This window comes from Algoriphagus sp. oki45, assembly GCF_036245605.1.
Taxonomy (GTDB): domain Bacteria; phylum Bacteroidota; class Bacteroidia; order Cytophagales; family Cyclobacteriaceae; genus Algoriphagus.
In genome coordinates, this window is the sequence record NZ_BTPC01000001.1 from 678,305 (window position 1) to 691,628 (window position 13,324).

General features: G+C 43.7%; 11 protein-coding genes. All 11 read left to right on the plus strand.

Annotated features, from left to right (window positions below):
- Positions 1–4: 4 nt before the first annotated feature.
- The 11 genes from kefF (at position 5) to hppD (ending at position 13,263) form a co-directional block, all read left to right on the plus strand.
- On the plus strand, positions 5–571 hold the full coding sequence (kefF, locus tag AAA942_RS03005) for a glutathione-regulated potassium-efflux system oxidoreductase KefF (protein ID WP_338218752.1): 567 nt from the start codon (positions 5–7) through the stop codon (positions 569–571).
- 6 nt (positions 572–577) lie between these two features.
- Positions 578–2,446: a monovalent cation:proton antiporter-2 (CPA2) family protein gene (locus AAA942_RS03010; protein WP_338218753.1), complete on the plus strand. Its 1,869-nt coding sequence runs from the start codon at positions 578–580 to the stop codon at positions 2,444–2,446.
- A gap of 63 nt (positions 2,447–2,509) precedes the next feature.
- Complete coding sequence (locus tag AAA942_RS03015; RefSeq protein ID WP_338218754.1) at positions 2,510–3,127, plus strand: TetR/AcrR family transcriptional regulator; 618 nt, start codon at positions 2,510–2,512, stop codon at positions 3,125–3,127.
- Positions 3,128–3,169: 42 nt separating this feature from the next.
- On the plus strand, positions 3,170–4,525 hold the full coding sequence (locus AAA942_RS03020) for a TolC family protein (RefSeq protein ID WP_338218755.1): 1,356 nt from the start codon (positions 3,170–3,172) through the stop codon (positions 4,523–4,525).
- Positions 4,526–4,527: 2 nt separating this feature from the next.
- The gene (locus tag AAA942_RS03025) at positions 4,528–5,580 is read left to right on the plus strand and encodes an efflux RND transporter periplasmic adaptor subunit (RefSeq protein WP_338218756.1); all 1,053 of its coding nucleotides are present in this window, start codon (positions 4,528–4,530) and stop codon (positions 5,578–5,580) included.
- A gap of 1 nt (position 5,581) precedes the next feature.
- Entirely contained in the window at positions 5,582–8,617 is a 3,036-nt protein-coding gene (locus AAA942_RS03030; protein ID WP_338218757.1) for an efflux RND transporter permease subunit, read from the plus strand.
- Positions 8,618–8,621: 4 nt separating this feature from the next.
- On the plus strand, positions 8,622–8,870 hold the full coding sequence (locus tag AAA942_RS03035; RefSeq protein WP_338218758.1) for an acyl carrier protein: 249 nt from the start codon (positions 8,622–8,624) through the stop codon (positions 8,868–8,870).
- A gap of 55 nt (positions 8,871–8,925) precedes the next feature.
- Positions 8,926–9,999 carry an MBL fold metallo-hydrolase gene (locus tag AAA942_RS03040; RefSeq protein ID WP_338218759.1) on the plus strand — a complete coding sequence of 358 codons (1,074 nt, stop codon included), beginning with the start codon at positions 8,926–8,928 and terminating at the stop codon, positions 9,997–9,999.
- 199 nt (positions 10,000–10,198) lie between these two features.
- Entirely contained in the window at positions 10,199–11,095 is an 897-nt protein-coding gene (locus AAA942_RS03045) for a bile acid:sodium symporter family protein (RefSeq protein WP_338218760.1), read from the plus strand.
- Positions 11,092–12,096, plus strand: coding sequence for a 1-acyl-sn-glycerol-3-phosphate acyltransferase (locus AAA942_RS03050; protein ID WP_338218761.1), 1,005 nt, complete (start codon positions 11,092–11,094; stop codon positions 12,094–12,096). The genes AAA942_RS03045 and AAA942_RS03050 overlap by 4 nt, the downstream gene beginning before the upstream one ends.
- Before the next feature lie 72 nt (positions 12,097–12,168).
- On the plus strand, positions 12,169–13,263 hold the full coding sequence (gene hppD / locus AAA942_RS03055; RefSeq protein WP_338218762.1) for a 4-hydroxyphenylpyruvate dioxygenase: 1,095 nt from the start codon (positions 12,169–12,171) through the stop codon (positions 13,261–13,263).
- Positions 13,264–13,324 lie beyond the last annotated feature (61 nt).

Here is a 13,324-nt window from a genome sequence, read left to right on the forward strand (position 1 = left end):
TCAGATGCGAAAAATCCTGATTCTTTTTGCTCATCCCAAGTATGAACAGTCGGATGTAAACCAAGCCCTGATTCGGGAAATCAGAGGATTGGAACAGGTTACTATCCGGGATTTGTATGAGCTTTATCCGGACTTCTCTATTGATGTGCAGCAGGAGCAGGAGCTACTTTTTGAACATGAAGTGGTGGTCTGGCATCATCCAATTTATTGGTACTCCTGTCCCCCTTTGCTCAAGCAGTGGATTGACTTGGTGCTTGAATATGGATGGGCTTATGGTCAAGGGGGGATTTACCTTAAAAACAAGTATGTATTCAATGCCATTACTTCAGGAGGCTCAGAGGAGGTGTACCAACATTCAGGACGAAATCGGTATACCATGGAGGAATTTCTTCGACCCTTTGAGCAGACGGCCTACTTGTGTAACATGAGGTATCTGCCCCATTTTCATGTGGGAGGTACACATAAGATTACAAAAGAAGAGCTCAATAGGCAAAAGGCAGCCTATAGGGAATTGATCCTTTCCCTGAGAGACAGTCCAGAAATCACTTTGCCTTACATCCAAAAGCCTTGACCCACTATGGAAGGATTTCTTTTTAATTCAATCATTTACATTCTGGCGGCAATAGTCTGTGTTCCCATAGCAAAAAAACTGGGAATGGGCTCTGTTTTGGGCTATCTGATAGCAGGTATTCTGATCGGTCCCTATGTTTTTGGATTTATTCAGGATGGAAAGGAAGGGCAGGACATCATGCATACCACAGAATTTGGAGTGGTAATGATGCTTTTTTTGATCGGACTGGAGCTGGAGCCCAAAAACTTGTGGAAAATGAAAAACCTTATCCTCCGGGTAGGCTTGACCCAAGTTCTGATCACTATTTTGGTGATTTTTGGTTTGGCTATGCTGGTCTTGGATGATTGGAGAATCAATCTTACCCTCAGTATGGCCATGGCCCTATCCTCTACAGCAATTGTTCTCCAGTCTCTTAAGGAAAAAAATCAACTGGATAGCCCATCAGGAAAGATGTCCTTTGGTGTCTTGCTGATGCAGGATATCGCGGTGATTCCCATATTGGCTATCCTGCCTCTATTGGCAGTATCCGAGCCGATGGTCTCCGGAGAAAGTCATGGCAGCCTGCTGGAGCATCAGCCGGGATGGGTTCAGACCTTATCCATCTTTGGTGCGATTGGGCTGGTTATTCTATTGGGACGATTTGGATTTGGTCCCTTGCTTAATTGGGTTTCCAAAACCAAACTCAGAGAATTATTTACCGCTTCTGCCCTATTGATAGTAGTTGGAATAGCTTTCTTGATGGGGCTTGTAGGACTCAGCCCTGCATTGGGTACATTCCTGGCAGGAGTAATTTTGGCCAATTCTCCTTACAAACATGCTTTGGAATCTGACTTGGATCCATTTAAAGGCCTGCTACTAGGCTTATTCTTCATGGCTGTTGGTGCTACGATCAATTTTGATCTGATCATGGCCAATCCGGGAATTATCATCTCTGTGACTTTTGGAGTTATGCTTGTAAAAGCTATCATCCTATTTGTTATTGGTAAAACCAAGAAATTGGGATTTGCAGAAAACTTGAGCTATGCGTTTGGACTGGCTCAGGTCAGTGAGTTTTCTTTTGTCATCTATGCATTTGCTCTACAGCTGGGAATCGTGGATGGTGAAGTTTCGGATTCTCTGATGGCCATCACGGCGCTAAGTATGACATTTACCCCAATACTAGGGTTGGTGCTGGACAAAACTATCCTCGCGAAAGCACAAGGAAAATCAAAAGGAGAAGAAAGGGAAGCAGATACTATCGAAGAGAAGAATGCTGTAATTCTGGTTGGTTTCTCACATTTTGGATCTACTCTGGGAAGATTCCTCCGAGCCAATGGAATAGAAGCTACTGTATTGGATTACAATCCGGACCAAGTGGATTTGCTGAGAAGAATGGGATTCAAAGTTTTCTATGGGGATGCGACACGAGTGGATTTGCTCCATTCAGCAGGTGCAGAAGAGGCCAAAATCCTCATATCGGCAGTCAACTCGGAGGAAACCAATAAAAAACTGATCGAAGTTTGCCATGAACACTTTCCACATTTGGAATTAATGCTTCGTGCTAAAAACCGAATGGATGCCTACGAATACATGGAAATGAATGCCAAAAACATCTATCGTGAGCATTTGGACAGTTCTATTCGTATGGGAGAAGATGCCCTCAAAAAACTAGGTTTTAGAGCATATACCGTTCATCGACTTGCTGCCCAATTCAAAAAATATGACGAAGAAGCCTTGGAAGTCCTAGTTCAATTCAAAAACAATCGGGAAGAATATATCAGTAAGGTCAAGAAGCAAATCGAACTTCAGGAAACTCTCCTTTCGGGTGAGTTGGCAAAAAAATTCTCGCTCAACGACCATGCATGGGACAGTGATGCTATGAAGGAGCAAAAATAAATTCAAATTATTTTTTGGAATTTAACAGTGTTCAATTACTTTTGATTGTTCAACAGATCTACTATGGGAATTTCAGATAGAAAAGAACGGGAAAAGGAGGAACTCAGGGAAAAAATCCTGGGTGCGGCCAAAGTTCTCTTTTTGGAAAAAGGATTTGAAAAAACATCCATCCGAAATATCGCTGACCGAATAGAGTACAGTCCGGGGATTCTTTACCACTACTTCCGGGACAAAAACGAGATTTTTCATGCACTTCATCAGGATGGCTTTCAACAGCTATTGAATATGATGCAGGTCCTGAATGCCGTTCGAGACCCTTTGGAAAGACTCAAAGCCATGGGAAGTATTTATATAACTTTTGCAATACAAAACCCTGATATGTATGACCTTATGTTTATCAAGGAAGCTCCAATCAATCATATTCATGACAGTGAGCATGATGATTGGAAAGAAGGTGGAGGAACATTTAACTACCTGAGAGATACCATTCAGGCATGTATGAATGAGGGACATTTTGAAGGACATCAGTTAGAGCCACTTTCATTTTTGATTTGGTCTACAGTCCATGGAATGGTTTCGCTGCAAATCCGAGGACGCTGCGAAGTGATCAAAGAAGAAAACAAAGAAGGAATCGTGAATAGTGGATTAGAAGAGTTTTACCGAATCCTGGATAAACTCTGATTTTTTTTGACCCATCATTAAACATCGTTTAATAAAAAAACAATGAATAAATTTCTCAACCTAACCCTACTCCTAACCCTACTGATCACATCAGTCGGCACCTTATCCGCACAAGGAATCTTGGATCAATACATTGAATTGGGATTGGAGAATAATTTGGTTTTAAAAGAAAAAAACATCGAGCTGGACCGAAGTCTTCTGGCCTTGAAAGATGCCAAAAGTTACTTTTTACCTGCAGTGGGATTCGAGGCGAGCTACACTTTAGCGGCAGGTGGTCGAACCATCGACTTTCCTATTGGAGATTTACTAAACCCCGTTTATTCCACTTTAAATCAGCTGACAGGGACCAACAATTTTCCCCAGTTGGAGAATGTTTCGGAGCAATTTCTACCCGACAATTTTTACGATGCGAGATTCCGCGCATCCATGCCCATCCTTAACACGGATCTTTCTTACCAAAAGAAAATCAGACAAAATCAGGTCCTACTGTCCGAGTATGAGGTCCAAATCTACAAAGCCACACTGGTCCAGGATATCAAAATCGCCTATTACAACTTCTGCGTGGCGCATACCGCCATCGATGTGATAAAAACCTCTGAGGATTTGGTCCAGCAAAACCTAAGAGATACCCGAATTCTTTTTGAAAACGGAAAAGGTCTTCCATCAGCTGTTCTAAGAGCGGAAAGTGAGGTCGAAAATATCCGAGCTCTATTGATCGAAGCCGAAAACAGAAAACAGAATGCGGCAAACTATGTCAATTTCCTATTGAATCGACCCATTCAGGAAGAGGTCATTTTTGAGCTTCAGGAACCCTTCGTGGCAGAAATTGCCCTTTGGCTGGAAGAGGAAGATCTTTCCTTCCGCCCTGAAATCCTTCAAATCCAAACTGCCGAACGGATTCAGGAGACAGCACTTCAAGCCAGCAAAAATTACTGGGTTCCCAAGGTCAATGCCTTTGGGGATATGGGTTCTCAGGCCTTTGATTGGGCTTTTGACGAGAAATCCAGATATGCTCTTTTGGGACTGAACCTTAGCATTCCCATCTACCTCGGAAATCGAAATCAGAATCAAATCAAACGCAGCGAATTGGGCCTGAAAACGATCCAATACCAAAAAGAATTGGTCAACAACCAGCTCAGTCTGCAGCTACAACTTACCAAGAATGAGATCCAAACAAATTTATCTGCCCTGCGCTCAGCAGAGAAAAAGCTGGAATCCTCAGCAGCCTATTTCCGATTGGTGGAAAGAGGCTTCCGGGAAGGAGCCAATTCCCTGATCGAATTCATCGATGGCCGCAGTCAGTTTACCCAAGCTTCCCTTCAAAAAACCATTGCTTCCTATAACGTACTCAAATCCATCGCGGCTTTGGAAAGACAACTCTCCACCGAAACGTATTGACTATGAAACCTTTTCCTATCCTTTCAAAAATAGCTCCGGTAGGATTACTCCTACTGATTGCCTGTGGCCAATCCACTCCCGAAAAACAGCTCCCATCCCGATCAGAAGCCATTCCGGTGAAAACTATTTCTCTTCAGAGCGGAGCCTTTTCACCTACAATTCAGGCCAGTGGTACATTCTCGACCAAAGATGAGACCTTGCTTTCCTTTAAAACCGGAGGAATAATTTCCGGAATGTTTGTGCAGGAGGGCGACCCTATCCGAAAAGGCCAGCTATTGGCCACCTTGGATTTGACAGAAGTGGATGCCGGAGTCACGCAAGCAAAGCTTGCCTATGAAAAAGCAAAGAGAGACTCAGAAAGAGCGGCTAGACTCTACCAAGACAGTGTCGCTACCTTGGAGCAATTTCAAAACAGTCAAACAGCTCTTCAAATTGCCGAGCAACAGCTTCGGGCTGCGGAATTCAATAAAAGTTATTCAGAGATTCGAGCAACCAAAAGTGGCTATGTCCTGCGAAAGTTTGTCAACTCGGGCCAGCAAGTAGGCCCCGGAGCTCCGGTCTTTCAAATCAACGGTGCGAATCAGAATTCCTGGACTCTTCAAGCTACTGTCAATGAACAAAACTGGTCCAGCATAGCTATCGGGGATTCGGCTACCATCCTATTGGAAAATGTAGTGGAGAAAATCCTTGCAAAAGTGATTCGAAAATCCCAGGCCGCTGATATGGCTACCGGTGCCTATTGGGTAGAAATCCAGCCAGAAACGGAAATTTATTTTGCCTTGGCATCGGGGATGTTTGGCAAAACAGAAATTTTTCCCAGTCAGAAGACTGAGGGTTGGCTTATCCCCTATGAGGCTCTTTTGGATGCTGAAGGCGACATAGGTTATGTATTTGTGACCGAGGACAGGAAGACAGCCAAAAAGATCAAAGTCAAACTCGGAAAACTGGAAACCACTCAGATTCAGGTGAAATCAGGCCTTGAAAATCAAAAAGAACTGATTGTCTCCGGAAGTGCCTATTTGTCCGAAGGATCCAACCTATTAATCCAGGACTGACATGAAGATCTCTGAATTCGCAGTGAAGAATTACCAGTTTACTCTGGTGATTTTCCTCATGACTATAGCCGTTGGGCTGACTACTTTTCTGAATATGCCCCGAAGTGAAGACCCGGTGATCGAGTCTCCACAGTTTCCCGTGATCGTCATCTATCCCGGGACCAGCCCCGAGGATATGGAGGAGCTGGTGGTAGACCCCATCGAAAAGGCAGTCTATGCCCTGGAAAATATCAAAAAGATCAAAACAGAGATCAAGGATGGAGTTGCCATTCTTTTCGTGGAATACAACTACGAAGAAGATGTGGATCAAAAGTATCAGGAACTCGTCCGCGAGATCAATGCTCTTCGGCCTGACCTACCTCAGGATATTTACTCCATCGAGGTAAGGAAAGTAAGGCCTTCGGATGTAAGCATCCTTCAGATCGCCCTGATCAGTGAGACAGCCGGGAAAGACCAGCTAAAAAAGTATGGCGAACGCCTGCAGGACGAGCTTGAGAAAATCACCGAACTCAAGAAAATTACTATCCATGGACTTCCTGAACCCACAGTTACGGTCAAGTTGAAAATAGATCAACTGGCAGAAATGAATATTCCTCTAAACGCCGTTTTAGGAAGTCTTCAGAGTGAATTGGGCAACCTTCCTGGGGGGCAATTGGATGCAGGGAGCAAGACCTTCAATGTGAAAACCAGTGGAAATTACCGAACGGCCGAAGAAATAGCCGAGACGGTCATTTTTTCCTATCAAGGAAAAAAAGTAAAACTGGGCGACGTAGCTCTTGTAGCTGAAGACTGGGAAGAGAGCAAGCACATTACCCGAATCAATGGCTATCGGTCCATTTTTGTCACTGCTGCACTCAAGGAAGGAAATAATATTTCAACCATTCAGGAGAAGTATTTAGCTGTACTGGATCACTTTGAGCAGGAACTTCCGGAAAACATTGATTTCTACTTAGCTTTTGATCAAGCCAATTATGTCAATCGTAGACTGGGCGGATTGGGGATAGACTTTCTTATCGCTATCGGGTTGGTTTTTCTTACCCTTTTGCCTTTGGGCAATCGTGCCTCGGTGATTGTGATGATTTCCATTCCCCTTTCCTTAGCGATCGGCTTGGTTTTGCTCAATGCTCTAGGTTTTGGACTCAATCAATTGAGCATTGTAGGTCTGGTAGTCGCATTGGGACTGCTGGTGGATGACAGTATTGTGGTGGTCGAGAATATCGAACGCTGGATTATCGAAGGATTTTCGAAGAAAGAAGCTGCTTTGAAAGCCACAAAGCAAATCTCGCTTTCAGTGGTAGGATGCACGGTCACCCTAATAATCGCCTTCCTACCCTTGGTTTTTTTGCCTGAGGCTTCGGGGGATTTTGTCAGAAGTCTTCCCATAGCTGTGATTTTAAGTGTATTTGCGTCAATGATCGTTTCGCTGACTATCATTCCTTTTCTTTCTACTTGGCTATTGAAAGACAAAGGCCCCGACCATTCCAACAAAATTTACGAACTCTTCAAGCGGGGAATCCATGCCAGCTATGCCCCCCTTTTGGAAAAGGCGCTAAACAGTCCAAAAAGAACTCTGGTCCTGGCTGCAGTGATTTTCTTTTCCTCCATGGCCCTGTTTCCCATTATTGGATTCAGCCTTTTTCCTCCTTCGGAAAAGCCACAGTTTCTGATCAATATCACCACACCCTTGCAGTCCAACTTGACTACCACAGATGAGGTTGCCCAAGCTGTAGAAAAAGAATTGATGGAAATCCCAACTATCCGGAATTTTGCAACAAATGTGGGTAAGGGAAACCCGAGAATCTATTACAACGAAATCCCGGAAAATGAGCGAACCGATTATGCTCAGATTTTCGTCCAGCTCCAGCCTGAAACCTCTCCTCCAGACAAGCTTAAGCTGATTGAAGACCTAAAGGCAAAATTTGGAGGTTTTACGGGAGCAAAGGTTGAAATCAAAAACTTTGAGCAAGGTCCTCCGGTGACGGCACCTGTAGAAGTAAGGCTTACCGGAGAAAATCTGGATACTCTTCGGGCCTTAGCCGGTGAGGTAGAATCTCTCCTGAGACAAACCCAAGGAACCATCTACATCAATAATCCTGTAGCCAATCTTAAAACCGACATACGAGTAGCCATAGACAAAGAAAAGGCAAGACAATTGGGAGTCTCAATCGGAGATATTGACCGTACAGTAAGGTTGGCTATTTCAGGTTTGGACCTAGGCTCGTTTACCGACTCGGAAGGCATAGAGCGCACGCTGAAAGTGACCAGTCCAAGGACAGAGCGGGCAAATCTCCAAACCTTTGACGGACTGTACGTAAACAATGGCCAAGGCGCAGCCGTTCCTTTATTTCAGTTTGCTGATTTAAAACTGGAAAGCAGTACGCTGACTATTGATCACTACAATAAAAAGAGGGCTGTTTCGGTTTCTGCTTTTGTCGACCAAAATTTCCTGGCAGACCGGGTCATTTCTGATGTGATTGCAGAGATGGATAAATTGGATTTTCCAGACGGATACAGTTATACCATGGGAGGTGAATATGAAACTAGACAAGAGTCTTTTGCCGGTTTCAATACCATCATCATCGTAACGGTGTTCCTTTTCATTGCGGTTTTGATCTTACTGTTCAAAACCTTCAAAAGTACCATTATCGTGCTTTCCGTGATTCCATTAGGTATGGTAGGAGCTTTGACCGCACTTTGGATTACCGGGAACTCTTTGTCTTTCGTAGCGATTATAGGCCTTATTGCGTTAGCAGGTATTGAAGTAAAGACCTCAATCCTTTTGGTGGATTTCACCAATCAATTGAGAAAAGAAGGAAGGCCTTTGGACTTGGCTATCCGAGAGGCCGGAGAGATCAGGTTTTTGCCCATCGTACTGACTACCATTACTGCAATCGGAGGATTGATTCCCATTGCGCTGAGTACCAATCCGCTGATTTCTCCCTTGGCAATAGTGCTGATTGGAGGTTTGATCAGCTCGACACTTCTCTCGAGAATTGTCACCCCTGTGATGTATAAATTATTACCGCCTACTATTTGAAACTATGAACCAACAATTCTCAAAACTTAAAAAAGCAGTGGAGGTCTTCCACTCCTATGGCATCACACTAGCCGGTGAGCGAAAAAACGATCACTTTATCCAAAAGCTGAACATGGACCCCGTTTTTATCAATGGCTTGATATTCGAGCTGGAATACAACCTTCAGTTGTTTTTCCAGGACGAATGGCTCGGGAAAGCCTGCACACCCAAAGAAGTGATCAAGCTTTTGATGAATATCCCGCAAGACAATTGATCCTTGTGGTTAATTGTCCGGAATATCCTTGCCTTTCTTTTAGAAAAGACCAATGATGAACAGAAGGAAGTTTCTCGGTAGCCTGGGAGTTGCAGTCCCGGCAGTTGCTCTGTATCACTATTTGGATCTAAAACCCGAACCCACTTTGAGCTACATATCCAATCCCAAACTTGCCTACGACAGAATTCCTTCTGGTTGGAAAGGTACGCCTCTGCGAAGTGATGGCACTTTTCAGAATCTTTTCCACCCTTTTGAGGCAAGTTTGACAGAAGTTTTGAAATGGAAACTCAAAGGGAATCCTCAAGCCGAAGAAAAGAAGAAGGATAATCGAAGATTGGAAGTCCAAAAGATCGACCAATTCAAGCCCAACGGAAATGATCAGATTATCTGGCTGGGGCATGCGAGTTATCTGATTCATATTGGAGGAGTGACCTTATTGACCGATCCTGTTTGGCTAGAAAACTGGATATTAAAAAGGTACTCTGACCTACCCATCGATCCGGAGACTTTGGAAGGGATCGATTATATTCTGATTTCGCACGATCACAGGGATCATTGTGATGAAGCTACTTTGAAGCTGCTGGGCAAGACCCTACCTCAGGCACAGATTCTTACCGGATTGAAAATGAGCGATCTTTTACAGCCTTGGATGCCAAAAAACAAAATCCAGGAAGCAGGCTGGTTTCAATCCTATGATTTGAAGGAAAGTCTGAGGATTACTTTTGTCCCGTCAAGGCACTGGTCCAGAAGAGGGCTATTGGACACCAATCAGCGACTTTGGGGTGGGTACTATATCGAAAGTGGGGAAAAGAGCCTCTATTTCATGAGTGACTCAGGGTATGGTCCTCATTTCCAAATGATCGGCGATACCCTGGGAGCACCTGACTATGCGATGATGGGTGTAGGTGCATTTAAGCCGGAGTGGTTCATGCATCCAGTTCATACCAGTCCTATGGATGCAGTGAAAGCATTTCAGGAAATGAGGGGTAAAAATTTTATTCCCATGCACTTTGGGACCTTTGACCTTTCCGATGAACTTCTCCTAGAACCCCTAGATTGGCTAACAGAAAATCAGGATGCAGTCGGAGGAAATCTGATTTATCCCGTTTTGGGAAAAAATCTGATCTAGTATTTAGATTCACCTTGCTGATGATTTAGGAATCCCAGATCATTTAACAAAAGGGAGATATAACGATAATTCACTTTGACCTCAATTCAATAAAATTCGACTTCCACAGGATTTAGTAGGATATATTATTTTTTGAAAAATTCCATTTTCTAAAATTTCGATTTTGATTTTTCCCTCATTTTGGACAAATCGCAAAGTAGTGACCCCAACCGATCTCGATTCCGTTCGCCTCAATTTCTCTAAAGGAGACCTACTTCTGCTCAATCTTGCTTTGGCACTTATCATGTATGGAGTGGCCCTTGACCTGAAATGGAGTGATTTTAAATACTTGGCAAAAAATCCAAAAGGGTTTTTCCTTGGCCTTTTCTCACAGTTTCTTTTGCTCCCTTTCCTCACTTACCTATTGGTTTTAGGTATTCAGCCTCCTCCAAGTGTGGCTTTGGGAATGTTTCTGGTGGCTGCTTGTCCTGGTGGAAATGTTTCCAATTTCCTTTCCAGTCTGGCTAGAGGAAATACAGCTTTATCAGTTAGTCTTACCGCTTTTTCATCCAGCAGTTCTATATTTCTTACTCCCCTGAATTTCGCCCTTTGGGCTGGACTTTATTCACCTACCGCGTCCATGCTGAAAGAGATTTCACTGGATATTGGAGAGGTTTTTATGACAGTAGGCTTGATTTTGGGCGTTCCTTTGATTTTGGGAATACTTACCCGTCAGAAGTTACCTGAATTTGCAGATAAGGCCTCCAAAATACTCCGTCCTTTAAGCATTCTGATTTTTGCCGCCTTTGTGGTTATTGCTTTTGCAGGCAATTTTAATCTGTTTATTCAATACATTCAGCTGATATTCATCTGGGTTCTGGCACATAATCTGGTTGCATTGCTAGCCGGTTTTACCACAGGGAAACTCGGCAAACTCCCTCTTCCTGATATCAAAACGCTCACTATTGAGACAGGAATTCAAAATTCCGGTTTGGGTCTGGTTTTGATTTTCACGTATTTTGACGGTCTGGGCGGGATGGCAATCATCACTGCCTGGTGGGGTATTTGGCATCTGATTTCCGGTTTGGGAGTCGCCACATTTTGGAAAAATAAATGATAAAAAACCTTTTCAATGGAGTATTGAGAGTCTTAGTGAAAATTGCCCTGCATGGCTATTTTCATAAGATCCACGTCCTTGGCAAGGAAAATATCCCAAAAGGGAAACCGATAATTCTAGTAGCCAATCATCAAAATGCGTTGATCGATCCCTTGCTTTTGGCTACACATACACGGCTTCGCCCCTACTTTTTGACCCGGGCATCGGTATTCAAAAATCCAATCGCTGCCAAACTCCTGGACTTTATCCGCATGCTTCCTGTGTATCGGGTTCGGGATGGTTTTTCCACGATTCAGCAAAATCAAAATACCTTCGAGAAGACTTTTGAGGTACTGAAAAACAAAGGTACTGTCATCATTTTTGCCGAAGGCGGACACAGTCTAGTCAGAAATGTCAGGCCTTTGAGTAAAGGATTTACCCGGATGGCTTTTGGGCTGATTGAAAAATATCCTGAGGTCCAGCCTGTCATTCTTCCTGTGGCAATTGACTACAGTGCACATAAGCGATCCGGATGTCAGGTCAGAATCACTTTTGGAGTCCCTGTGCCCGTGGATATGCCATCCTCCCAGTCTGGCAAACTGACCAAACGAGTGGAAAAAGAGCTGAAAGAACTGGCAGTAAATATCCCTGATGAGGGTTATGAAGCCAACCTTCAAAGCATGTTGGACCACCAAGTGGATGTGAGCTCTAAGTCTGAAGTTGATTATTTTCTAGCCCATGGAAAGGCCAAGAATCCTATACCCGAAATCTCCGGTCTCAGGAATAAGGTGATGAAACTGTTCCATTTGCCACTTTTTGGCCTTTGGCTGCTCAAAAAGCCGGGGGTTAAAGACGAGGTATTTACAGCCACCTGGAAATTTTTGATCGGTTTCTGCTTCGCCATTCCCTATTACTTTTTCCTGCTATGGCTTACTATGGAGACCTCGGTGGGCACTTGGGGACTTGCCTTTCTTCTTATGGCTTGGATTGCACTTTGGAGAAATAAAAATCCAGAAGAATAGCTTTTCCCTGCCAAATATTATTTGGTGAAGTTTCTTAACTTTGGGATGAATTTAGACCCAAATTAACTCACCATGAACGAAGACTTCTTACCAATAAACGGTACTGACTATGTAGAGCTATATGTTGGCAATGCCAAGCAGAGTGCTCTTTACTATCAATATGCTTTCGGATTTGAATTGATCGCCTATTCCGGTCCAGAAACCGGAGTTAAAGATCGAGCCAGTTATGTTCTCAAGCAGGACAAAATCCGGTTGGTTCTCACTTCACCTCTTTCCTCAGAGCACCCCATCAATGCCCACATTCAAAAACATGGAGACGGGGTAAAAGTATTGGCCCTGTGGGTGGATGATGCAGAGAAATCCTGGAAAGAGACCACTTCTCGTGGAGCCAAATCTGCAGCTGAACCGAAAGTTTTTAAAGACGAACATGGAGAAGTGAAAATGGCCTCCATTCATACTTATGGAGATACTATTCACACCTTCGTAGAAAGAAAAAACTACAAGGGAATCTTTTTGCCTGGTTTCAAACCTAGAAAAAGCACCTATCAGGCGACCTCAATCGGTCTGAAATACATTGACCACTGTGTGGGAAATGTGGCTCTGGGAGAAATGAATCAATGGGTGGATTTCTATGAAAAAGTGATGGGTTTCAAGCTGCTGATCACTTTTGACGACAAAGATATCTCCACCGAATACTCCGCCCTCATGTCCAAGGTAGTTTCCAACGGCAACGGCTACATCAAATTTCCGATCAACGAACCTGCAGAAGGCAAGAAAAAGTCCCAAATTGAAGAATATCTGGATTTTTATGGAGGCCCCGGGGTGCAGCACATGGCTATCGCTACGGATGACATCATTCACACGGTCGGTGAATTGAGAAAAAGAGGAGTTGAATTTCTTGAAGTTCCCGGCACATATTATGACGATCTTTTGGATCGGGTGGGAAAAATCGATGAAGACCTTCAGCCACTCAAAGACCTAAATATTCTGGTAGACCGTGATGAAGAAGGCTATTTGCTTCAGATTTTCACCAAACCGGTACAGGACCGCCCTACCCTTTTCTTTGAGATCATTCAGAGAAAAGGAGCTACTTCCTTTGGAAAAGGAAATTTCAAAGCTCTGTTTGAAGCGATTGAAAGAGAACAGGAATTGAGAGGGAATTTGTAGTGTAAGAGTTAGACCCTAGATGTAAGGCCATAGACATAAGATGCGAAAAGTTGTTTCTTGC